Here is a 22,470-nt window from a genome sequence, read left to right as displayed (position 1 = left end):
ACGGCGCCTGCCGCCGGCGAGGGCGCCCACCGCGCCATCCTGGTGCGCCCGTGCCCCCTCCCCGGCCCTCGCGGAGGTGCCCCCGCTGCCTGCCGCCCGCCGGTAGGGTCGGCGCCATGGGCAGCCCCCCGAACGCCGCGCCGCACTCCCAGCCGACACCCGGATCCGTACCGACTCCGCGCACCGCTGCCGGCCGCGACGGCCTCGCCGCGCTGCTGGACCACCCGGAACGCGCCGTCATCGCCCTCGACTTCGACGGCACCCTCGCCGATATCGTCCCCGACCCGGAGAAGGCCCGCGCCCATGACGGCGCCGTCGCCGCCCTCGGTCGCCTGGCGCCCCGGTTGCGCGCCGCCGCGGTGATCACCGGTCGCCCGGCCACCGTCGCGGTCCGCCTCGGCGGCTTCGCCGAGGCACCGGGCCTGGACCATCTCACCGTCCTCGGTCACTACGGCGCCGAGCGCTGGGAAGCCGCCGGCGGCACCGTCCACGCGCCCGCCCCGCCCCCCGGCATCGCCGCCATACAGGCCGAGCTCCCCGGCGTCCTGGATGCCTCCGGCGTCTGGCACGGCACCTGGGTCGAGACCGCCATCGAACGCAAGGGCGGCCGCGCCATCGCCGTCCACACCCGCCGCGCCACCGACCCCCAGGGCGCCTTCGACCAACTGCGCGGCCCGCTCACCGCGCTCGCCGAACGCCATGGCCTGATCGTCGAGCCGGGCCGCCTCGTCCTGGAACTCCGCCCGCCGGGCATGGACAAGGGCGTCGCCCTGGCCGACTGGGTCCGCGAGACCGGTGCCACCACCGTCCTGTACGCCGGTGACGACCTGGGTGACCTGGCCGCCTTCGCCGCCGTGGAGAAGCTGCGCTCCGACGGCCTGGGCGGCGTCCTGGTGTGCAGCGGCAGCAACGAGGTCGCCGAGCTGGCCGACCGCGCCGATCTGGTGGTCGACGGCCCGACCGGAATCGTCGGTCTGCTCGCCGCCCTGGCCGACCGGCTGGACGAGGGACGGGGGACAGGGCAGTAGGACGGGTCCGCAAGGCCCCGCCGGCCGCGGCCCGCCCGCCCGGCCCGGACCACGGGCCCCGTGCCGTACGTCCGGAGGCACGGGCCCTGTGACGTACGTCCTGTCGTCGCGCGGAGGGCCGCCCTACGCTGGCCGGCCACCCGCGCCCCGAGTGCCCGCGACCGGATCACGCCCAGGTGACACCACCGAGGCGGGCACGTGGGAAGGACGGTTTCACCATGCCCGCCGATCTCTCGCCCGTCATCGCCGCCTCCACCCGCTGGCTGCTGTCCGCCTTCCCGTCGACTGGCGGCCCGCTGGACCATGCCCTGGCCGAGGCCCAGGCGTGTCACGCGGTCACCCTCGCCGCGGCCCTCCGCCACCCCACCGAGCTCGACGCCGAACTGCTCGACCTGCTCGGCCCCGGCGGCTCCGCCCGGCTGGACGCCGTCACCGGCGCCGATGCCCACCCGCGGGAGGGCGCCGCCGACGCCTGGCGCACCTCGGTGGACGAAACCGTCGTCAGCTGGGCGGCCTGCCTGCTGGCCGACGCGGATCTCGCCGTCGTGGCGGCGGCCTGCCTGCCCGCCACCCACCACGGTGCGCACACCGTCGGCGAGGCCCGTCGGCTGACGCTTCCCGGCCCCCGCGACCACCGCGCGGCGCCGCTGCTGCGCCACCCGGACCTGCTCGCCCCCATCGCCGACCTCCACCGCGCATCCCTGCAGGCTCTCCTCGGCACCGCCCCGGCCGCCGGCAGCTGATCGGCGCGCACCTCACCACCGGCCCGCCCGTAAGGACGGCCGTCGCCGCGGACGACTCAGGGGGCGTCCCGCTTCGGGCTCTCCTCCCTCAGCGCCCGCAACTGCTCCAGGAACCACTGCGCCGGCGGCAGCGCAGTGGCGGCGGCGGCCAGCCGCGCGGTGCGCTCGCCGCGTTCCCCGGCCTCCATCGACAGCGCCTCGTGCAGCACCCGTGCGGTGTCGCTGACGTCGTACGGATTGACCGTGAGGGCGTCCTCGCCCAGCTCCTCGTGCGCCCCCGCCTCCCGGGAGAGCACCAGCACACAGCCCTGGTCGGAGACCACCGGGATCTCCTTCGCGACCAGGTTCATCCCGTCCCGGATCGGGTTGACCAGCGCCACGTCCGCCAGCCGGTACGCGGCCAGCGAGCGCGCGAAGTCATCCTTCACGTGCAGCACGACCGGTCGCCAACTCTCCGTTCCGTACTCGGAGTTGATCTCCTCGGCGAGCCGTCCGACCTGCGCCGTGTACTCCCGGTAGACGGCCAGGTCCTGGCGCGACGGATAGGCGAAGGCGACATGCACGACCCGCCCGTGCCACGACGGGTGCTCCGCCAGGAGCTCCCGGTAGGCGAGCAGCCCTCGCACGATGTTCTTCGACAGCTCGGTCCGGTCCACCCGGACGACGGCCTTGCGTGCCATCCCGTCGGGCCCGGTGCCGATCTGCTCCCGCAGGGCTGCCAGCCGCTCGTGGACGTCGGCCTGCTGCGACCGCTCCCGCAGGAACCCGGCGTCCGCCCCGAGCCCGTGCACACCGATCAGGGTGCCCTCGGTGCCGCCGGTCACCTCGGCGCAGCACGCGCGGAACGCATTCGCCCAGCGGTGGGTGAGGAACCCCAGCCGGTCGGCGCCGAGCATCCCCCGCAGCAACTGCTCGGCGATGTCGTCCGGCAGCATCCGGAAGTACTCCGGCGGCGCCCACGGCGTGTGCGAGAAATGGGCGATGCGTACGTCGGGCCGCAGCGCCCGCAGCATCCCCGGGACCAGGGAGAGGTGGTAGTCCTGCACCAGCACCGCCGCACCTTCGGCGGCCTCGTCGGCGAGCGCCTGGGCGAAGGCGCGGTTGTAGGCCTCGTACGACGCCCACTGGGCCCGGAGCTCCGCGTCGAAGACCGGCTCCAGCGGTGTCTGGTACAGCATGTGGTGGACGAACCACAGCACCGAGTTCGCGATGCCGTTGTAGGCGGCGGCGTGCATCTCGGCCGGAATGTCCAGCATCCGGACGCGCTGTCCACCGGTGTCGGCCGGATCCAGCGCACCACCCGTCCGCCGCACGGCCTCCCGGTCGCCGGCACCGAGCGCGGCACACACCCACACCGCGTCGGTCCCGGGACCGATGGCCGACAGCCCGGACACCAGCCCGCCCCCGCCCCGCTTGGCGGTGAGCGTGTCGTCCTCCGCCAGGCCGTAGGAGACCGGCCCGCGATTGGACGCGACAAGAACCTCGGCACCCGCTGGTGCCGCACTGCGCTCGGAGACCATGTCGCGACAGTAACCCGCGACACATCCGCGCAAACGTACGGAAGTGGCCAAGGGGGCGGCCGGGACGGCCCGTCAGGCGCGGCCCGGCCGGACAGCGTTGAGGTCTTACGGCTTCACCTTCGGCAGGCTCAGGGCGTTCGCAGCCGAGACGGTCGCCCCGGCTGACGGCGATGCGCACGGCGTCGTCGAGGGTGTCCGTCAAACAGCAGGCCAGGAAGTGCAGTTCGGGTGCGGTGGTCCGGTTCTCACGGAGGAGGGCACGGGCGTGCCCCAGGAGAACTTCGGAGGAGGTGAGCTGAGCGCGCTCCATGGCATCGGCCTGCCGGGTGACGGGGCCGTCCTCTTCGGAGAGGAGATAGCACGGCTTTCCCTCCGGGCTTGGCCAGGGAAGCAGGCGCGGGCGGGCAGGGAGCATCATGGCGGCTCCAGTTCTCTGGAGAAGTTGGATCGCTACCCATTGAAGCGAAGCGAGCGCACAGCATCAACGAGATCTCTAGAGATGTCTGACTGTCGGGGGAGGCGGAGGGGCGCTCGAACAGATCTCTAGGATGTCTAGAGATCGCCAGGAGGGATGCTTCGTCATGGCCGCACAGGAGAGCTCGTCGCCCAAGTACCGCCGGATCGCCGACGCGCTGAAGCAGGCGATCTCCGCGGGGGAGTTCCGGCCCGGCGACCGGCTGCCCGGCGAGAACGAGCTGATGGAGCGGCACGGCGTGGCGCGGATGACGGCACGTCAAGCGCTCGGCGTCCTGGCCTCCGAGGGGATCGCCGAGGCGCGCAAGGGCGCCGGTGTGTTCGTGCGGGACTTCCGGCCCATCCGGCGCCGCGGCGTTCCGCGCCTGGCCAGGGAGCAGTGGGGCGACGGGAGGTCGGTCTGGGCGGCCGATGTGCCGGACCGGGATCTGGTGGTCGACGAGATCACCGTCGGCGAGGAGCGGGCGGCCGACGACATTGCGCGGCGGCTGGATCTCGCGCCGGGCGACGCCGTCACCGTGCGCCGCCGCCGGTTCGTGCTCGACGACAAGCCGGTACTGCTCGCCACCTCGTGCCTCCCCGCAGCTCTTGTCGCGGGCTCGGCGATCACCCGGCCGGAGACCGGGGCCGGCGGCGTGTACGCCCGACTCGCCGAGCTGGGCGCGGCTCCTGCCCGTTTCCGGGAAGAGGTCCGCTCGCGCATGCCGTCGGCCGAGGAGGCCGACCGGCTGCGCCTGCCCGCGGGCACGCCCGTCGTCCTCATCAGCCGTACGGCCGTGACCGCCGAAGGGCGCGTGGTGGAGGTCAACGAGATGATCCTCGACTCGTCCGCCTACGTGCTGGAGTACGACTTCGACGCCTGAGCCTCACGCCGCCCGCCGGGCCGCGTACTCCGGGATTTCCGCCATCGGGGGACGTTCCTCGGTGTCGACGTCCGTCGTTCGGGGGACGAAGCCCTGTTCCCCCCGGTCGAACTGGGTGAGCCGGGGGCGCACCAAGTGGCCGCGGGTCAGGCGGAGTTGAGCGGTGCGGTAGATCGCGGCGGCCATCCGGCCGAGAGCCTGGCCGTCCTGGTGGCGGTGTTTGCGGACGCCGACGTCCACCTGGGCGAGGGCATCGAGGCCGACGGTGTGCAGGGCGTCGACGAGCAGGCCGAGCTCGACGCCGTAGCCGACGGGGAAGGGGAGGCGTTCCAGGAGGGAGCGGCGGGCCGCGTACTCGCCGCCGAGGGGCTGGACGAAGCCGGCCAGCTGCGGCCAGTGCAGGTTCAGCAGCGGACGGGCGACCAGCTCCGTCACCCGGCCGCCCTGGCCGGCCCCGGCGCCCTCGGTGCCGGTCTCCAGCGGGCGGTCGTACATCGCCTTCACGAACTGGATGTCCGGATCCGTCAGCAGCGGGCCGACGATCCCGGAGACGAAGGCGGAGGAGAATTCGCGCAGGTCGGCATCGATGAAGCAGACGATGTCGCCGGTGGTGGCCAGCAGGGAACGCCACAGCACCTCGCCCTTGCCGGGGACGGCGGGCAGCCGCGGCAGGACGCTGTCGCGGGGGACGACCCGGGCGCCGGCCGCCGCGGCGACCTCGGCGGTGCGGTCGGTGGAGCCGGAGTCCAGCACGATCAGCTCATCGACGAGCGGGACCGGGCCGGTCATCAGCTCGGCGCGGATCACCGCCACGATCGCCCCGACCGTGGCCTCCTCGTCGAGGGCGGGCAGTACGACGCTGACCGTGCGGCCCGTCTGGTGTTTCGCCTCCAGCAGCTGCCCCGGCGGTCGGTCCGCGGCGGACCAGGAGCGGCTGCTCAGCCAGCGCTCCACCTCTTCCAGCACGTCTACGACTCCTCGGTCGCCGCCGGTGGGCGGCCTCTGTGATCCATCTCGCGGTTCGGACGACTATCTCAACCGTCAGTGCCTTCGGTTACAGTCTTGAACAACGCGGATGACCGTCGCATGTCGGGGTCCGCGCCACAAACGCCTGGGTTTCGGCCCAGCGCCATACCGCTCATCCAGAGGGGCAGAGGGATACGGCCCGTTGAAGCCCCGGCAACCCTCCAGCCGGTCTTGCCGCAAGGACGCTGACGTCCCGCGCGCGAGGCTCCCGGCTAGGGAAGGTGCCAAATCCGTCTCGTGGCGAGATTCGTCGCGAGGAAGATGAGGAGAAAGGGCCTCGCCTCCATGGCTGTGCAAGTCACCGAAAACACCCCCACCGTCGCTCTGGGCCCCGCCGCAGCCCTGTCCTGCCGCGAGTGCGGACAGCGCTTCGCGCTCGGCCCGATCTTCGCGTGCCAGGAATGTTTCGGGCCGCTCGAAGTCGCGTACGACCTGCCGAGCGGCGACCCCGAGGGCCTGAAGAAGCAGATCGAGGCCGGTCCGGACAACATCTGGCGCTACGCCCCGCTGCTGCCCGTCCCCGCCGACGTGGCCGACAAGCCCAACCTGAACCCCGGCTTCACCAAGCTCGTCCAGGCCGACCGGCTCGCCGCCGAGCTGGGTGTCACCGGCGGTCTGTACGTCAAGGACGACTCCGGCAACCCGACGCACTCCTTCAAGGACCGCGTCGTGGCGATCGCCGTCGAGGCCGCCCGCGCCTTCGGCTTCACCACCCTGTCCTGCTCCTCGACCGGCAACCTCGCCGGCGCGGTCGGCGCCGCGGCGCGCCGGGCCGGTTTCCAGTCCTGCGTGTTCATCCCGCACGACCTGGAGGCCGGCAAGGTCGTCATGGCCGCGGTCTACGGCGGTGACCTGGTCGGCATCGAGGGCAACTACGACGACGTCAACCGCTTCTGCTCCGAGCTCATCGGCGACCCGCTGGGCGAGGGCTGGGGCTTCGTCAACGTCAATCTGCGTCCCTACTACGGCGAGGGTTCCAAGACCCTCGCGTACGAGATCTGTGAGCAGCTGGGCTGGCGGCTCCCGGACCAGATCGTCATCCCGATCGCGTCCGGCTCGCAGCTCACGAAGATCGACAAGGGGCTCAAGGAGCTGATCGCCCTCGGCCTGGTCGAGGACAAGCCGTACAAGATCTTCGGCGCCCAGGCGGAGGGCTGCTCGCCGGTGTCCACGGCCTTCAAGGCCGGGCACGACGTGGTGCGCCCGCAGAAGCCGAAGACCATCGCCAAGTCGCTGGCGATCGGCAACCCGGCCGACGGCCCGTATGTGCTCGACATCGCCCGCCGTACGGGCGGCGCGGTCGAGGACGTCAACGACGAGCAGGTCGTGGACGCGATCAAGCTGCTGGCCAGGACGGAAGGAATCTTCGCGGAGACCGCGGGCGGAGTGACCGTCGGCGTGACCAAGAAGCTGATCGAGGACGGTGTGCTCGACCCGTCCCTGACGACCGTCGTCCTGAACACCGGTGACGGGCTCAAGACGCTGGACGCGGTCGCCCCGACCTCCGGGCCCACGGCCACGATCCGTCCGGACCTGGACGCGTTCCGCGCGGCCGGTCTGGCCCGCTGACGCTGCCGGCCCCGTCCGCGCACGAGCCGCCACCCTCCGCCACGAGGTCGCCGGCCCGTCCGCCACGAGGCCGGGCCACCGTCCCCGAACTCGTACTCCGCAATACCCGGAAGGCAGAACCATGAGCGTGAAGGTCCGCATCCCCACCATCCTCCGCACGTACACCGGCGGCCAGGCCGAGGTCGCCGCCGAGGGCGCGACCCTCTCCGAGGTGATCGCCGACCTGGAGCAGAACCACCAGGGCATCGCGGCCCGTGTGCTGGACGACGCCGGCAAGCTGCGCCGCTTCGTGAACGTGTACGTCAACGACGACGATGTGCGCTTCGAGCAGGGCCTTGAGACGCCGACCCCGGACGGTGCGGGCGTCTCGATCATTCCGGCGGTGGCCGGAGGCTGCTGATTTGCGCCAATTCCTGGCCTGCTTGACCGGAATTGCCCCGTCCGCCGGAAAGCGGACGGGGCAATTCCATGTTGTGAAAGGAGATATCATTGGGGTGATACCCCTCCCCTATAGCGCGTGCGTGTGCCGAACGCATATGAGACCGCGATCAGTTGTGCCCAAAGTGTGGGCAAGATTTGTCGCTTAGGTGAGCTATGCCCGGCCCGACTTGCCCGGGAGAACTGGGATTTCACCGCATATTGCCGATTTTCCGGCCCCAGATTTCTCGTCCGATTGACCTGTTGCGCTGGGCATCTGTGCAGATACATTCAGCGGCGGTCGACGCGTTCCGGCGCACACCCCACAGGGCTTTCACGGGGTGAGGTCTGACCCGGGTCCGCGGAGTGCGGTCCTGCGCAAGGGCCAGTAATAGGGGAGTTAGGCATGGCTCAGGGCACCGTCAAGTGGTTCAACGCGGAGAAGGGGTACGGCTTCATCGCGGTCGACGGTGGTGCGGATGTTTTCGTCCACTACAGCGCGATCCAGATGGACGGTTACCGCACCCTTGAGGAGGGTCAGCGGGTCGAGTTCGAGATCTCGCAGGGCCAGAAGGGGCCGCAGGCGGACATGGTCCGGGTGGCCGGCTGAGGCGCCGACCGACTGCTGCGTAGTGAAGGCCCGTACCCCCCCGAGGGGTGCGGGCCTTCTGCTGTCCGTAGTGGCCTGCCGGCAGCCCCTCGTTCGCGGCCCCTCGTTGGCGGCCTCTCGTTCGCTGCCCCCGTGCTACTCCTCGTCCGCTGTCCGCTGTCCGCTGTCCGCTGTCCGCTGTCGGCTGTCGGCTGTCGGCTGTCGGCTGTCGGCTGTCCGCTCTCCGCTGTCCGCTGTCGGCGGACGGGGAGGTGCTGAGTGCGGGCGGACCCCGGGGGACCTGCGCTCACCCGTCATTGACCCGTCACCCGGGCGCCGCCCCGATGGGAGGCATCTTCGAAGCCGCCTTGCACTCAAGGGGTGCGAGTGCTAATCATTGCGTTAGCACTCTCCCAGTGAGAGTGACAAAGAAGGACCGGGTCGGTGAGGCCCGTAGGCCGGGTGGGGCAAGGAACCACGCAGGTCTGCAGGTCGTCCGTCGCGGGCGCCAGCGCGGTCCGGAGCAATCCACCCCAGTCCGGGAGGACCACTTCACATGGCCAAGATCATCGCGTTCGACGAGGAGGCACGGCGCGGTCTCGAGCGCGGGATGAACCAGCTCGCCGACGCCGTCAAGGTCACCCTCGGCCCCAAGGGCCGCAACGTCGTCCTCGAGAAGAAGTGGGGCGCCCCCACGATCACCAACGATGGTGTATCCATCGCCAAGGAGATCGAGCTCGAGGACCCGTACGAGAAGATCGGCGCCGAGCTGGTCAAGGAGGTCGCGAAGAAGACGGACGACGTCGCCGGTGACGGCACGACGACCGCGACCGTCCTGGCCCAGGCTCTGGTCCGCGAGGGCCTGCGCAACGTCGCCGCCGGCGCCAACCCGATGGCCCTCAAGCGCGGTATCGAGCGTGCCGTCGAGGCCGTCTCCGCCGCCCTGCTGGAGCAGGCCAAGGACGTGGAGACCAAGGAGCAGATCGCTTCGACCGCCTCCATCTCCGCCGCTGACACCCAGATCGGCGAGCTGATCGCCGAGGCCATGGACAAGGTCGGCAAGGAAGGCGTCATCACCGTCGAGGAGTCCCAGACCTTCGGTCTGGAGCTGGAGCTCACCGAGGGTATGCGCTTCGACAAGGGCTACATCTCGGCGTACTTCGCGACCGACATGGAGCGCATGGAAGCCGCGCTCGACGACCCGTACATCCTGATCGTCAACTCCAAGATCAGCAACGTGAAGGACCTGCTCCCGCTCCTGGAGAAGGTCATGCAGTCGGGCAAGCCGCTGCTGATCATCGCCGAGGACGTCGAGGGCGAGGCCCTGTCGACCCTGGTCGTCAACAAGATCCGTGGCACCTTCAAGTCCGTCGCCGTCAAGGCCCCGGGCTTCGGTGACCGCCGCAAGGCCATGCTCGGCGACATCGCCATCCTCACCGGTGGCACCGTCATCTCCGAGGAGGTCGGCCTCAAGCTGGAGAACGCCGGTCTCGAACTGCTCGGCCGCGCCCGCAAGGTCGTCATCACCAAGGACGAGACCACCATCGTCGACGGTGCCGGCGACAGCGAGCAGGTCCAGGGCCGGGTCAACCAGATCCGCGCCGAGATCGAGAACAGCGACTCGGACTACGACCGCGAGAAGCTGCAGGAGCGCCTGGCGAAGCTGGCCGGCGGCGTGGCCGTCATCAAGGCCGGTGCCGCCACCGAGGTCGAGCTCAAGGAGCGCAAGCACCGCATCGAGGACGCCGTTCGCAACGCGAAGGCGGCCGTCGAAGAGGGCATCGTCGCCGGCGGTGGCGTGGCCCTGCTCCAGGCTTCCTCGGTCTTCGAGAAGCTGGACCTCGACGGCGACGAGGCGACCGGCGCCAACGCCGTGAAGCTCGCGCTGGAGGCCCCGCTCAAGCAGATCTCCGTCAACGGCGGCCTCGAGGGCGGCGTTGTGGTGGAGAAGGTGCGCAACCTGCCCGTGGGTCACGGCCTCAACGCCGCGACCGGCGACTACGTCGACATGATCGCCGAGGGCATCATCGACCCGGCGAAGGTCACGCGCTCCGCGCTGCAGAACGCCGCCTCCATCGCGGCGCTGTTCCTCACCACCGAGGCCGTCATCGCCGACAAGCCGGAGAAGGCCGCCGCGGCGGGCGCTCCGGGCGGCATGCCGGGCGGTGACATGGACTTCTGATCCCTCGCGGATCAGACACCGGTCCTCCCGGACCGCAGGTCCAGACGTACGTCGGGGCGGCACCCTCCTCCCAGGGGGTGCCGCCCCGGCGGCGTTTTCGGCCTCGGTACTGGTGAGGTCGCGTAGGCGACTGTCGTCAGTTCTCCCCGGGACCCGTCCTGCTGCTGACCGTGCGTAGTCGCCGAAGGGCTCCAACTCCTTGCCGCCGCGCCTGCGGGTGGCGGTTGAGTCCGCGATGTACGTCTGAAAATCGTTCGCCTGTGACAACTGAGGCTTGGCAACATTGGGCCATGCTGACTGATGACCAGGTCACCCGATTCATCGAGGACGGTTTCGTCAAGGTCGAGCAGGCTTTCCCCGAGGAGACGGCTGCTGAGTGCCGGACGATCCTCTGGAGGGAGACCGGCTGCGCCCCCGACGACCCGGCCACCTGGACCGAGCCGGTGATCAGGATCAACGGGCATACCGAAGAGCCGTTCCGGGATGCCGCCAACAACCCACGGCTGACGGCCGCGTTCGACCGGCTGGTCGGGCCGGGCCACTGGGCGCCGCGCGGTGGCCTCGGAACGTTTCCGATCCGGTTCCCCAGCGCCGCGCCGCCTGGCGACGATGGATGGCACCTCGACGCGAGCTTCCAAGGTGACGCCGACCCGGGCGACTACTTCAGATACCGCGTCAACGTGGCATCCAAGGGACGGGCCCTGCTCATGCTCTTCCTCTTCTCCGAGATCGACGAAAACGACGCGCCCACGCGCATCCGGGTTGGCTCGCACCTCGACGTGGCACCTCTGCTGGCGCCCTACGGCGAGGACGGCCTCACGATGATGGAGATCTCGACGCGGGCGACACCGGCGACCGAGCATCGTCCGATCACCTTGGCCACCGGCCGGCCCGGCGATGTCTACCTGTGCCACCCGTTCTTGGTCCACTCCGCCCAAGCGCACCACGGCACCCGGCCACGGTTCCTCGCCCAGCCGCCCCTGGACCCGGTCAAGCCGTACGACGTGGACCACGGGACATCGCCGGTCGAGCAGGCGATCCGCCGAAGCCTCGGCCGGTAGCCACGGCTACGGGGCAGTTCGCGTCATGACGGCGGCAGTTGACTGGTAGGTCCGCATGGTGAGGTGCCGCGTATTCCTCGTTGAGGCCGTGCCTGGTGTCACCGTGTGGGGTCGCCGGAGGTGTACCGGCTCCAGATTCCTCATCGACGATCAGGCGCCGGCGCTCCGCGCGGCTGCCCGCGCGGAGCGGCACCTCCACCCCGATGCTCCTGCCCGCTCCCGCCACGCCTCCGTCCCCTCGCTGGAGCGGTACGCCCGCCCCGGCGTCGACGCGGTCGCCCGGCACGTCGCCCATCGCGACCCCGCCGCCCGACGGAAGCGCTGACGCCTCAAGATCATTACATTGCCGGGAATGTCTGTGCCCGGCACAGCGTCATCCACCGGACGGGTGCGGGGCTCGACGCGCCGCGAGTCGCACTGACACAGATGGTCAACTGATTGATTCTCACGGGTCTGGTCGCTGTCCCGGTCCTGCGTAAGGGTTCCAAGAAGGCGGCATTGCGGCATTCGCGCACTCGATCTGCTGCCGCGCCGAGTCTTCAGGCGCACCCACGAGAGAAGGAAACACACCCCTTATGCGCGCCCTTGTGGTCGATCACAGTGACGCCGGGCCCATCCGGTTCGCCGATGTCGATGAGCCCGTACCGTCCGCCGGTGAGGCGTTGGTGGAGATACGGCACATCGGTCTCAACTTCGGAGAGCTGAATTACGTGCACCAGTGGCCAGCCGGCGCTGTGCACGGTCACGACGCGGCCGGCGTCGTGGTGCGCGCCGCATCCGACGGCTCGGGGCCGCCCGAAGGTACGCGCGTCGCGGTGGGAATGGCTCCCCACGCGTGGGCGGAGCGGGTGGCAGTCAGCCCCGCCTCGCTCGGCACCGTCCCCGAGGGCGTGGACCTGGCCGACGCCGCCGCGCTGGGGATCGCCGGAGTCACCCCGTTCCGGGTGCTGCGCAAGCGTTCCCTGCTGGCGCGCAACGTCCTGATCACCGGCGCCAGCGGGGGCGTGGGGCACTTCGCCGTCCAACTGGCGGCGCTGGCGGGCGCCCGGGTGACGGCACTCGTCGGTTCGCCGGAGCGGGCCGCCGGCCTCCGTGAACTCGGCGCCGCCAAGGTCCTGACCGACCTGGCCGGGACCGGGGACCGGTTCGACCTCGTCCTGGACACGGTCGGCGGGCCGCTGGTGGCGCAGGCGTGGAGTTCCCTCGCCGAGGGCGGCACCCTTCACCTGGTCGGTTACTCCTCGGGGCAGGAAACCACGTTCCCGTCAGGGACCTTGTTCGGCTTCGGTGAGCCCCGCAGCATCGCCACCTACGGCGACATGACGCCGACCGGCGGGGAGCTGACGGACCTGCTGGGCCTCATGGCCGCCGGGAGGCTCGCGGCACCGGTCGGGCTGCGAGGCGACTGGCAGGACGTGGGCGACGCCGTCCAGGCGCTGTTCGCGCGGAAGGTGCACGGAAAGGTCGTTCTTGACGTGGCCTGAAGCTGTGCACGAGGACACATGCGCCTCGCCCGCCGGTGGGCGGTTCGCGGCGGTGGACGAGGATGGACCCATGGATGTGCTGGCGGAGGTCTTGCGTGTTTCGGGTGCGCGTGGGGCGCTCGGGGTCATGCTGAAGGCCGGAGGAACCTGGGGCCTGTATCTGGACTCCTCTCCAGGAGCGGCACTTCACGTGGTGTCCCGCGGCACCATGTGGCTCCACGTCCCAGGCGAGAAACCTCTTCAGGCGCAGGCCGGAGACGCCGTGCTGGTGCCGCCGGGCACCGCACACGGGATAGCCGGCGGCGCCGGCGTGACGATGGGTTCCTGCGACCGTGAGGCGGCGGCCCGGTCTTTTGGCGATGGCCGAGCCCTGCGGCTGGGCTCGGCGCCGGTGCGGACGGAAGTGATCGTCCTGCGCTATGAGCAGGACCCGGAGGTGCGTACCCCGGTGCTTACCTCCCTCGCTCGGCCGATGCACGTCACAGCCTGGGAGAACGCGCAGCTCAGAAGGACCGTCGAACTTCTCGCTGCGGAGCTCGCACAGCCGCAGATCGGTACCACCGCCGCCGTCAACAGCATCGTCGACCTTCTGCTCGTTCAGTTCGTACGCGCCTGGCTGGCCCGCCGCCCGCAGGAGCAGTCCGGCTCATGGCTGGGAGCGATGCGTGATCCGGTCGTGCGCGACGCTCTGGCATGTGTCCACGCCCGACCGGGACATCCCTGGACCACGGAGACCCTGGCCGCCGCGACGAGCGTCTCCCGGGCGACGCTGTCCAGGCGTTTCCGGTCCGCCCTCGGACAGACGCCGGGCGCGTACGTGACGCAGTGGCGCATCGACCTGGCGTCCGTCCGGCTCCGCGATACCGATGAGCCGGTCGAGTCGATCTCCGGCGCGGTCGGATACGGCTCCCCGCACGCTTTCAGCCGGGCCTTCAGACGTGCCCGAGGCGCGGCCCCGGGCGAGTACCGTTCGCGACTTCGCAAGTGATCCGGCCTCGGGACTGAGGGGTTCGCATGTTGCGGTGTCGCGTATTCCTCTTCCTTGGTGAGGCGGCCGGTCTTGACGTCACCGTGTGCGGTCGCCGGGGGCGTATCGGGCCCAGGTGCCTCCGGCTTCGGTGACCAGTCGGGTGGCGGTCCCGGGCGACGGCCTCGTCCCATGCGGCGGCGCTCAGATCGGCAGGCATGGCGACGACGGGCCGCACGGGTCGCTCGGTCACCCACCAGCGCACGGCCCTCGGCACGCTGGTTGCGGGCGCCGGGCCCCTGCCGTCAGCCCGTGGGCCCCTGCTGCCGGCGGCGGACGATGAGGCAGCCCGCGAGGCACAGGGCCCCTGCCGCGGCCAGCATCGCGGCGCCGCAGAGGGTGGCCGGTGCGGGCGGGGTGTCGCGGTTGATGGTGCTTTCGTAGGCGACGTGGATCGAGAGGTGCGGCCCGTGCAGCTGGGGAAGTGGCGGGTAGGAGGGCGGTGTCTCGCCCCACAGGAGCAGTGCCACCCCGCCGGCGGTCAGTACGAGAACCGTGAGGGCCACGATCAGCCTGGCGCGCCAGGGGCGGCGTAATCGGATCAGCATGGCGCCGACCCTACTTACTGCCCGCAGAGCGGCAGTGCCGCTCTGCCGGACGCCCGCTTTGCCGCTTTGCCGCGCTGCCGCTCTGCGCGCTGTCGTACTTGCTGCCGGGCTGACTGCCGCGCCATGGGAATGCGGGGTCACGATCGGTGGGCGGCGGCCGTACGGAAGAGGGCCGGTGACCGGCCTCCGAGAGGCGGCGGAGCGCGGTCCGCAGGGCGCACCGCCCGTAGTCCGGCAACACCTTGGCCAGCGTCTTCACGGAGATGTCGGCACCCTCGGGCAGCCGGTCGAGGTAGGCGGCGATGGACGCCTCACGACGGGGGAGGTGCGCGAAGTCGCCGGGGCGGGAGGGGTGTTGGGCGGACACTTCGCGCTTGCCGTAGCCGGGGCGGGCGGAGGGGTGGTTGCCGTGGGGGAGTGCGGGGGCGCAGGGGACGGCGTTAAAGTTGTCGTCAGCCATGAGATCGGTCCTGGTTCGATCTTGGTGGTCAGACCCCGGTCGGTGTTGGTAGCACCTGCCGGGGTTGTTTTGTTGCTGCGCACGCCAGACCGACGCGACGTGATGTCCAAGCCGGTCACGGAAGGTCATCCTCGCTGGTACGCGCGGGAGTTGGCGGCGCGTTGGCGGCGAGCTGGCGGCTCGGGGGAGGGCGGGTGGGTTTCTTCCGACCGCCCTTTCCTTGGAAAGAGGGCTCGGGGGCCGCGGCTTGAGCCCCGGGCCCCGCGTGGTGCGTCAGGCGGTGTGCGGGGAACCTGCCTTGACGCCCTCGATGAACGCGGCCCACGCCGGCGCCCGGAACGCGAGCGCCGGACCGTGCGGGTCCTTGGAGTCCCGGACGGGCACGATGCCGGGGTGGTCGTCGGAGACTTCGAGGCAGTTTCCGCCGTCGCCGCCGCTGTGGGTGGACTTGCGCCAGGTGGCGACCTCAAGACAGTTGCCACCCTCGCCGCCGCTGTAGCTGGACTTACGCCAGGTGGCTGTGCTCAGGTCGTACTCAGGGCTGATCTTCATGCGCGTAATCCTCCGCCACTGATTCGATCAGGGCCAGGGAATCTTGGGGTGACAGTGCGCTGGCCCCGAGCAGATCGTAAGTCAGTTCGTGACGGGCGACGGTTGCTGGGTCGTCCTCCAACTTGCTTGCGCTCAACACTTCGAGATGGGCGAGCGTGGGGGCGCCCTCGAAGCTCATCAACTTGAGCGCGCCATTCATCGACGCTTGGGCGCCGGCCGTGAGTGGCAACACCTGCACGATGACCCGATGCTTCCGGATCAGCTCCACCGCATGCCACAGTGCCTCCGCCATCACCACCGGTCCACCGGTCTTGCGGCGCAGCACGGACTCGTCCAGCACCACCCACAACAACGGGGTCGTTGGATGGTCGAGAAGGCGTGTGCGTTCGAGTCGGGCCGTGACCGTTTCCTCGATCACGTCCTCGGGTGCCGTCGGCTGGTACGCGCGGCACACCGCCCATGCGTAGGCCTTCGTCTGGAGCAGCCCTGGAATCAGCTGCGGCGCGTACTCCCTGATCGACGTGGCGACGGCTTCCGCCTCCGCCGCCTCCGCGAAGTGATCCGGATACTTGGACTTCGTCGCGGCCTCGCAGTTGCGGGCGAAGTAGCCGGCCGTGCCAAGGATCTCGTCGATCTTCACGGCGTATTCCAGCTGCATCCGCCGCGTCCCGGCCTCCAGCTGGCCGATGAACGAGCCGCTGACGAAGAGGGGCCTGCCGAGTTCTTCCTGGGTGAGACCGGCCTCTTCGCGCTTGTGGCGTAACTCCGCGCCGAGCATGGCGCGGGGCGACGAGGACGGGTCGAGGGGTTGGGGTCCGGGGGTTGGTCGAGCTGGGGCGCTGCAATCTGGACACGGCCCGGCGGCTCGCCGGCGTACTGGCGGGCTACGCCCGGACCGCCGTGCCGGGACACGGTGAGGAGGAGCCGCGGCCGTGATGCCGGCCCCCGGGAGCTACGCGGCGGACGGACGGGACGGTCGCGTCGGCTTGGTCATCGGTGTGGTCGTCGGCCACGAGGGGGCGCTGGTGCAGCTCCGTCCGCCCGGGGGTGGCGTGCCGTGGGACTGCCCGCCTCACGTGCTGTGCGCCGCCCCGTCGTCCGCCGTATTGGCGGCCCGCGTCAGGGAACTGAACTGGCAGAGCCGGATGCCGTGAGGGGCGGGCGGCGCGTGGTGGGTGCCGGGGCTGTGACCCGTGCGGATGTACGGCTGACGGTCGTACGGTCGGCTGCCGGTGTGGGGGCGGATTCCGGGGCGCGGGCCGCGGGGGTGTGGGGGTGGGGGCGTAGGCGGCGTGCGGGGGTGTTGCTTTGCGTAAGTGCTGCACACGGGCGGGAACGGAGTGGACGGCTCGGGGGCGCGCGGCTTGAGCCGCGGGGCACGGGTGGACATGCGCCGGCGCGACAGCCCGGCCCCGAGCATGGCGCGGGGTGACGAGGGTGGGGGGTGAGATGCCGGGGCGCGGGCCTCTTGGCAACTCCCTGTTACACACGATCGGTTGTTGGATATGCGTCTCTCTGCAGGCTGGGCCGGTAGCCGCCACGCTGTGTGCACGACGGGGATACTCAGCGTGGAAGGCGATGAGGCGAAATGTTGACGGCGCGTGATCGAGTACGCCAGGCCGAAGGCGTCATGGCGGAACTGCACACCGCACTCCAGGCGGTCGGGATCACCCTTCCCTCCCTCTGCGTCGACCCGGTGTCCTGCGCGAGCAGCGTCATGGCGCCGCTGGTCGAATTGGGGCGCTGCAACCTCGACACCGCCCAACGGCTGGCCGAGGTCTTGGTGGACTACGCCAAGACCGCAGCCCCCGGGCACGGCCCGGAGGAGGGACAGCCGTGAAGTTGTCGCCCGGCAGCTATGCGGTGGACGGGCGGGACGGGCGCGTCGGCCGGGTCGTGGGTCACCAGGGGCCGTTGGTGCGGCTCCGCGAGTCCGGCGGCGGCCGGCCGTGGACCTGCCCGCCGCACTTACTGCGCCCCGCCCCGCCGTCCGCCGTACTGGCGGCCCGCCTCAGAGAGCTGAACTGGGGGAGCCGGATGATCCCTTGAGGAAGGGCCGGGGCAGCCTCCTGCCGGCGACGGTTCAGGCCGGACGCGGTCTGGGGTCCGCGGGCGATGAGCGGCCCTGGCCGCCACAGGCCGTCGGTGGAAGGGAAGGCGCCGGCATCTACGTGCTCAGCGCCGGTGGCGGCCTCAGGACCCCACCAGATCAGAGCTGACTCAGGGCGTCCTGCACCGCGTCCGGAGGAACGAATCCGAGTTGCTCCTGCCGGCGCTGGAATAGCAACGTTCACGCCGACGCTTGGGAAGGTCGAGCGGCCGCGCCGGGAACAGCCGGTCCGGCCGGCACTGTTGCATCGACCGAGGGACCGGTGTCGCACGGGCGGGGAGCACGGAGACCACAAGGTCGTCCGCCCCGGCAGGATCCGGGCCCCGGGATCGCGGTACGCCCGCCGCGCACTCAGACCAGGATGTATTTCCGCAGGAGGACTTGTTCATGACTGACCGGCCCTTGACGCTCATGGCAGTGCACGCCCACCCCGACGACGAGGCCACCGGAACCGGAGGGGTCCTGGCGCGGTATGCGGCGGAGGGAATTCGTACGGTTCTTGTGACGTGTACCGACGGCGGTTGCGGTGACGGACCGGGGGGCGCCAAGCCGGGCGATCCCGGGCACGATCCGGCGGCCGTCGCCTTGATGCGCCGTCAGGAACTGGCGGCGAGCTGTGAGGCCCTGAAGATCAGCGATCTGGAAATGCTGGACTACGCCGACTCCGGGATGATCGGCTGGCCGAGTAACGACGCCCCCGGATCCTTCTGGCAGACCCCCGTGGAGGAAGGCGCCGCCCGCCTCGCGGAACTCATGCGGCACTACCGACCCGATGTGGTCGTCACCTACGACGAGAACGGCTTCTACGGCCACCCCGACCACATCCAGGCCCACCGCATCACGATGGCGGCGCTGGAGATGACCGAACTGACACCGAAGGTGTACTGGACGACGATGCCCCGCTCGATGATGCAGCGGTTCGCGGAGACCATGCGCGAGTTCCAGGAGGACATGCCGGAGCCGGATCCTGCCGAGGCCGCCGCGATAGCCGAGATCGGTCTCCCCGACGAGGAGATCACCACGTGGGTGGACACCGCCGCATTCAGCGGTCAGAAGTTCGACGCGCTGGCCGCACACGCCAGTCAGGGCGAGAACATCTTCTTCCTCAAGATGGGCAAGGAGAGGTTCGGCGAGTTGATGGGCATGGAGACCTTCGTACGTGTCCAGGACGCCACCGGCGCGGCCGTACCGGAGAACGATCTCTTCGCCGGACTGCGCTGACTCGACGGTCCGGCCGGGGGCGCCCGATTCGAGTTGATCGCCAGGCTGCTCGGTGCTCCCTCGGCACCCTGGGCACTCCCCGACTTGCGTGAACTGCGCGCTGCCCGGGTCCCGGAACAGTTGCCGGCCTGTACCCGGTGTTCCTCGGCCCGCACCAAGCGCGGCGCACTCCGGCTCGGTCCCCGAACCGCGGGAGGGTGACGATCACCGGTCGACCGGCGCGGGCGGCGCTCCCGGCGACCGGTGATCAGGGTCGGTTGGCGGGAGCGCCGGTGGTTCAGCCGGTGCCTTCCTCGGTGGCGGTCCGTGCTTGCGTTTCGTCGCTGTCGCTGTCGCTGTCGCTGTCGCTGTCGCTGTCGCTGTCGGTGCCGGTGCCGGTGCCGGTGCCGGCGGCGCGCTTGCCCCCCACGTCAATGCCCTCAACTGACCTCTGGCCTCCGGCGCCGCGCCGAGCCACGGTCTTCTTCCGGGCGGGTCCGCTTCCACTGGCGCTCCTGGCCATTCCTGGCCGTTCCTGGCCGTTCCTGGCCGTTCCTGGCTGATCAGTGGGTGGTGTTGCCCTCGGCAGGGGGCATTCGGGCATTCGGGCATTCGGGCATGGTGCAGGGGGTGCCGGGAGCCCGGCAGCGCAATGACAGGCCGGGGCCTGGCCTCAGCGTGTCCCCAGGCCGGCGGGCGTGCCCGGTGTGTTCGGCGTGCCCGGTGTGGCTGTTGGCGGGGTCGGGGCTCCGGTGGTTGCGGGATCGGTGGTCTGCGGGGGGTGGGGAGCGGTGGCGGTGGCAGCGGCGTCGGGGTCTTCGGGGTCCGTGTTCAGGTCCGCCCGCAGTTGTTTGCTGAAGCCGAAGAAGTAGGTGGCGAGGAAGCCGGTGAGGTAGCCGACGGCCAGGCCCAGGGCGTAGACGACGAGGGTGGTGGTGACGGGTTGGTTGCCCTTGACCAGGGGGAAGAGGGCCCAGCCTGAAGGGCCGATGGCGGTGGAGCCGACGGCGTCGCCGAGCTGGTTGAAGAGGCCGATGAAGCCGCCGCCGCACGCGCCGCCGATGCAGGCGGTGATGAAGGGGCGGCCCAGGGGGAGCGAGACGCCGTAGATGAGGGGTTCGCCGACGCCCAGGAAGCCTGCGGGGAGGGCGGACTTGATGGTCGTACGGATCGAGCGGTTGCGGGGGAGCCGGAGGTAGACGGCGAGGGCGGCGCCGACCTGGCCTGCGCCCGCCATGGCGAGGATCGGCAGCAGGACGGTATAGCCCTGCTGCTCGATGAGGGTGGTGTGGATCGGGATCAGGGCCTGGTGGAGGCCCAGCATCACGAGGGGGAGGAAGAGACCGCCCAGGACGAAACCGGCGAAGGCCCCGCCGTGGGCCAGCAGCCAGGTGGCGAACGTCCCGATGGCGGTGGAGACCTCGCCCGCGACGAACATCAGGCCGAAGATCGTGACCAGCCCCGTGACCAGGACGGTCAGGGTGGGAGTGAGAAGCACATCCAGCGCGTCGGGGACCTTTCCCCACGCTCTCGGCTTCGCCCGGCCGGGGAAGACCCCGTTGCGGCAGCACTTCTCCACCTGGACGGCGAGCAGTGCCGCGGCGAGTGCGCCGAGTACTCCGCCCTGGCCCGGGGCGAGTTTCTGGCCGAAGGCCGTGACGTGGGCGATGCCAGGGAAGACGATGATCGCGGCGACCGCGCCGCCGAGGATCGGTGTGCCGCCGAACTCCTTCGCGGTCTGGTAGCCGACGAAGACGGCGATGAGGGACATGAAGCCGGAGGCGATGGCGGCCAGCGCCGGGACGACGGACGGCAGCCAGCCGAGGTTGGCCAGCAGGCCGTTGATACCGGCGACGATGCCGCAGCCGATCAGGGCCGGGATCAGCGGGACGAAGATATTGGCGATCCGGCGCAGGAACAGCTTTACGGGAGTGGCGTTCCGGGACTTCTGCCGGGCCTTGAGGGCGGCGCCCTGGGCGGCCAGCTCCTCGGCGGTGGTGGCGGTGAGGGCGCCGGTCGGGGTGCAGGTCGGGGCGCCGGTGGAGGTAGCGGCCTCGGGTGTGGATTCCGGTGCGGAGGGTGGTGTGGCGGCCCCGGGGGCGGCGGTCTGCGCGAGGGCCTCCGGCGCTCCGGCATCCGGTGCTCCGGCATCCGGTGCTCCGGCCTCCGGTGCTCCGGCTCCTGGCGCTCCGGCCCCCGGCGCTCCGGCCTTCGGTTCCGGGGGCGGGGCCGTGGTGCGGGCCTGCTCGACCAGGCGCTCGAACTCGGGGGTGACCCGGGCAACCGTTCCGGGGCCCAGCACGATCTGGTACGTGTCGTCCTCGACCACGCCCATGACGGCCGGGAGCGCCTTGAGGGCTTCGTCCTGGACCAGGGAGCGGTCCTGGACGCCGAGGCGGAGGCGGGTCATGCAGTGGGCGATGGAGGTGAGGTTCTTGGCACCGCCGACGAGAGGGAGGATCGCGGCGGCGGTGGCGCGGTTCTTGTCTTCGGGCATATGCGGTGCCTTGCTGTGGAGACAAACCAGGAGCAGGGGTCGGGGAACGGGGGGCGGGGAACGGGGGCGAGGTCCGGGGGCAGGGGATCCCGCGGGCCTCAGGGGTTCTTGGCGGCCTGGAGGGCTTCGCGCAGATGGCCGTTGGAGGCATCGAGAAGGCGGGCGGCGGTGGGGCCGTCGACATCGCCGAGGAGGGTGAGGATGGCGTTCTTCACCTCGCCGTCCGTGATCCTGAGCGCCGTCTCGATCTCCGGGTCGGTGGCGCCGGTGGCGAGCGCGACGATACGGCGCGAGCGGGCCCGCAGCTTTTCGTTGGAGGCGCGGACGTCCACCATCAGATTCCCGTAGGTCTTGCCCAGGCGGATCATGGTGAGGGTCGAGAGCATGTTGAGCACCAGCTTTTGGGCGGTGCCCGCCTTGAGCCGGGTGGAGCCGGTCAGCAGCTCCGGGCCGACCACGATCTCGATGCCGTGCTCGGCGGCCGCGGCCAGCGCCGAATCGGCGTTGCAGGACAGGCCGATGGTCAGCGCGCCCAGCTCGCGGGCGTACTCGACGGCCCCGATCGCGTACGGCGTGCGGCCCGAGGCGGAGATGCCAACGACGGTGTCCAGGTCGGTCAGGCCGATGCCGGTCAGATCCTCGACGGCGAATTTTGTGCTGTCCTCGGCGCCCTCGACGGCGGTGACCATCGCGGACGGCCCACCCGCGATCAGCCCGAGGACCTGGGAGGGGTCGGTGTTGAAGGTCGGCGGGCATTCGCTGGCGTCCAGCACCCCGAGGCGGCCGGCCGTGCCGGCGCCCGCGTAGATCAGGCGGCCGCCGCTCGCCATGCGCGCGGCGGTGGCGTCGATGGCGGCGGCGATCTCGGGGAGCCGCCGGGCGACGGCGGCGGGGACGGTGGCGTCCTCGTCGTTCATCGTGCGGGCGATGTCCAGGGTGGAGCGGCGGTCGATGTCCGCGAGGTCGGGCCGGAACGCTTCGGTGGTGAGGGTGTCCAACTGGGCGCGCAGATGGGCGTAGTCGGCGGTGGAGGTCATGGCAACGATGGCTCTTTTCGGGTCGGGCTCGCGGGGAGGCCGGTGCTTTCTTCGGCTGTGCTGCCTCGTCTCGGGGTTGCTGC

The 22,470-nt window shown here is 70.8% G+C and carries 23 protein-coding genes and 1 riboswitch; of the genes, 14 read left to right on the top strand and 9 right to left on the bottom strand.

Going from position 1 to position 22,470, the window contains the following annotated elements:
* Window positions 1-116 precede the first annotated feature (116 nt).
* On the top strand, window positions 117-1,028 hold the full coding sequence (gene otsB / locus ACGFR7_RS25845) for a trehalose-phosphatase (protein ID WP_393323720.1): 912 nt from the start codon (window positions 117-119) through the stop codon (window positions 1,026-1,028).
* Between the two features lie 218 nt (window positions 1,029-1,246).
* Window positions 1,247-1,771: a hypothetical protein gene (locus ACGFR7_RS25840; protein WP_393323718.1), complete on the top strand. Its 525-nt coding sequence runs from the start codon at window positions 1,247-1,249 to the stop codon at window positions 1,769-1,771.
* Between the two features lie 56 nt (window positions 1,772-1,827).
* On the opposite strand, the gene ACGFR7_RS25835 is transcribed toward ACGFR7_RS25840, so the two are convergent.
* Window positions 1,828-3,291, bottom strand: a complete 1,464-nt coding sequence (locus ACGFR7_RS25835; protein WP_393323715.1) for a trehalose-6-phosphate synthase — start codon at window positions 3,289-3,291, stop codon at window positions 1,828-1,830.
* A 581-nt stretch (window positions 3,292-3,872) separates the two neighbouring features.
* Between ACGFR7_RS25835 and ACGFR7_RS25830 the strand changes: the two genes are divergently transcribed.
* A complete protein-coding gene (locus tag ACGFR7_RS25830; protein WP_393323712.1) occupies window positions 3,873-4,628 on the top strand; it encodes a GntR family transcriptional regulator in 756 nt (251 codons plus the stop codon).
* Window positions 4,629-4,631: 3 nt separating this feature from the next.
* Here ACGFR7_RS25830 and ACGFR7_RS25825 read toward each other — a convergent pair whose 3' ends face one another.
* Window positions 4,632-5,594 (bottom strand): glucosyl-3-phosphoglycerate synthase, encoded by a 963-nt coding sequence (locus ACGFR7_RS25825; protein WP_393323709.1) that lies wholly within the window; start codon window positions 5,592-5,594, stop codon window positions 4,632-4,634.
* A gap of 169 nt (window positions 5,595-5,763) precedes the next feature.
* Window positions 5,764-5,922, top strand: a riboswitch (SAM riboswitch).
* Window positions 5,923-5,939: 17 nt separating this feature from the next.
* Between ACGFR7_RS25825 and thrC the strand changes: the two genes are divergently transcribed.
* The 7 genes from thrC (at window position 5,940) to ACGFR7_RS25790 (ending at window position 13,944) form a co-directional block, all read left to right on the top strand.
* Window positions 5,940-7,223, top strand: a complete 1,284-nt coding sequence (thrC, locus tag ACGFR7_RS25820; protein WP_393323706.1) for a threonine synthase — start codon at window positions 5,940-5,942, stop codon at window positions 7,221-7,223.
* A gap of 121 nt (window positions 7,224-7,344) precedes the next feature.
* The gene (locus ACGFR7_RS25815; protein ID WP_086721746.1) at window positions 7,345-7,623 is read left to right on the top strand and encodes a MoaD/ThiS family protein; all 279 of its coding nucleotides are present in this window, start codon (window positions 7,345-7,347) and stop codon (window positions 7,621-7,623) included.
* A 423-nt stretch (window positions 7,624-8,046) separates the two neighbouring features.
* A complete protein-coding gene (locus ACGFR7_RS25810) occupies window positions 8,047-8,250 on the top strand; it encodes a cold-shock protein (protein ID WP_003986833.1) in 204 nt (67 codons plus the stop codon).
* 535 nt (window positions 8,251-8,785) lie between these two features.
* Window positions 8,786-10,411, top strand: coding sequence for a chaperonin GroEL (gene groL / locus ACGFR7_RS25805; RefSeq protein ID WP_088799383.1), 1,626 nt, complete (start codon window positions 8,786-8,788; stop codon window positions 10,409-10,411).
* Between the two features lie 290 nt (window positions 10,412-10,701).
* Window positions 10,702-11,472 (top strand): phytanoyl-CoA dioxygenase family protein, encoded by a 771-nt coding sequence (locus tag ACGFR7_RS25800; RefSeq protein ID WP_393323701.1) that lies wholly within the window; start codon window positions 10,702-10,704, stop codon window positions 11,470-11,472.
* Between the two features lie 575 nt (window positions 11,473-12,047).
* Window positions 12,048-12,956, top strand: a complete 909-nt coding sequence (locus ACGFR7_RS25795; protein ID WP_393323699.1) for a zinc-binding dehydrogenase — start codon at window positions 12,048-12,050, stop codon at window positions 12,954-12,956.
* Between the two features lie 70 nt (window positions 12,957-13,026).
* On the top strand, window positions 13,027-13,944 hold the full coding sequence (locus ACGFR7_RS25790; RefSeq protein WP_393323696.1) for a cupin domain-containing protein: 918 nt from the start codon (window positions 13,027-13,029) through the stop codon (window positions 13,942-13,944).
* Window positions 13,945-14,228: 284 nt separating this feature from the next.
* On the opposite strand, the gene ACGFR7_RS25785 is transcribed toward ACGFR7_RS25790, so the two are convergent.
* From ACGFR7_RS25785 to ACGFR7_RS25770, 4 genes are all read right to left on the bottom strand, one after another.
* Complete coding sequence (locus tag ACGFR7_RS25785; RefSeq protein ID WP_393323693.1) at window positions 14,229-14,531, bottom strand: hypothetical protein; 303 nt, start codon at window positions 14,529-14,531, stop codon at window positions 14,229-14,231.
* Between the two features lie 10 nt (window positions 14,532-14,541).
* Entirely contained in the window at window positions 14,542-14,991 is a 450-nt protein-coding gene (locus ACGFR7_RS25780) for a hypothetical protein (RefSeq protein ID WP_393323690.1), read from the bottom strand.
* A gap of 273 nt (window positions 14,992-15,264) precedes the next feature.
* Window positions 15,265-15,543, bottom strand: a complete 279-nt coding sequence (locus ACGFR7_RS25775) for a DUF397 domain-containing protein (RefSeq protein WP_393323687.1) — start codon at window positions 15,541-15,543, stop codon at window positions 15,265-15,267.
* Window positions 15,527-16,321: a helix-turn-helix domain-containing protein gene (locus tag ACGFR7_RS25770; RefSeq protein WP_393323684.1), complete on the bottom strand. Its 795-nt coding sequence runs from the start codon at window positions 16,319-16,321 to the stop codon at window positions 15,527-15,529. The genes ACGFR7_RS25775 and ACGFR7_RS25770 overlap by 17 nt, the downstream gene beginning before the upstream one ends.
* Before the next feature lie 157 nt (window positions 16,322-16,478).
* Between ACGFR7_RS25770 and ACGFR7_RS25765 the strand changes: the two genes are divergently transcribed.
* From ACGFR7_RS25765 to ACGFR7_RS25750, 4 genes are all read left to right on the top strand, one after another.
* On the top strand, window positions 16,479-16,697 hold the full coding sequence (locus tag ACGFR7_RS25765; RefSeq protein WP_393323681.1) for a hypothetical protein: 219 nt from the start codon (window positions 16,479-16,481) through the stop codon (window positions 16,695-16,697).
* 434 nt (window positions 16,698-17,131) lie between these two features.
* Complete coding sequence (locus ACGFR7_RS25760; protein ID WP_393323678.1) at window positions 17,132-17,383, top strand: hypothetical protein; 252 nt, start codon at window positions 17,132-17,134, stop codon at window positions 17,381-17,383.
* Window positions 17,380-17,592 carry a hypothetical protein gene (locus ACGFR7_RS25755; RefSeq protein WP_393323676.1) on the top strand — a complete coding sequence of 71 codons (213 nt, stop codon included), beginning with the start codon at window positions 17,380-17,382 and terminating at the stop codon, window positions 17,590-17,592. The genes ACGFR7_RS25760 and ACGFR7_RS25755 overlap by 4 nt, the downstream gene beginning before the upstream one ends.
* Window positions 17,593-18,040: 448 nt before the next feature.
* On the top strand, window positions 18,041-18,874 hold the full coding sequence (locus ACGFR7_RS25750; RefSeq protein ID WP_393323674.1) for a PIG-L family deacetylase: 834 nt from the start codon (window positions 18,041-18,043) through the stop codon (window positions 18,872-18,874).
* A gap of 277 nt (window positions 18,875-19,151) precedes the next feature.
* Here the strand turns inward: ACGFR7_RS25750 and ACGFR7_RS25745 are convergent, their stop codons facing one another.
* The 3 genes from ACGFR7_RS25745 to murQ all read right to left on the bottom strand — a co-directional run bounded on the left by ACGFR7_RS25745 (window position 19,152) and on the right by murQ (window position 22,387).
* A complete protein-coding gene (locus ACGFR7_RS25745) occupies window positions 19,152-19,283 on the bottom strand; it encodes a hypothetical protein (RefSeq protein WP_393323672.1) in 132 nt (43 codons plus the stop codon).
* A gap of 243 nt (window positions 19,284-19,526) precedes the next feature.
* Window positions 19,527-21,350 carry a PTS transporter subunit EIIC gene (locus ACGFR7_RS25740; RefSeq protein WP_393323670.1) on the bottom strand — a complete coding sequence of 608 codons (1,824 nt, stop codon included), beginning with the start codon at window positions 21,348-21,350 and terminating at the stop codon, window positions 19,527-19,529.
* 98 nt (window positions 21,351-21,448) lie between these two features.
* Window positions 21,449-22,387, bottom strand: a complete 939-nt coding sequence (gene murQ / locus ACGFR7_RS25735) for an N-acetylmuramic acid 6-phosphate etherase (RefSeq protein WP_393323668.1) — start codon at window positions 22,385-22,387, stop codon at window positions 21,449-21,451.
* Window positions 22,388-22,470 lie beyond the last annotated feature (83 nt).

Origin of the sequence: Streptomyces sp. NPDC048516, from assembly GCF_043199875.1 — a bacterium.
Taxonomy (GTDB): Bacteria; Actinomycetota; Actinomycetes; order Streptomycetales; family Streptomycetaceae; genus Streptomyces.
Note: the sequence above shows the minus strand (reverse complement) of the source record. Positions and strands in the feature narration are given on the sequence as shown.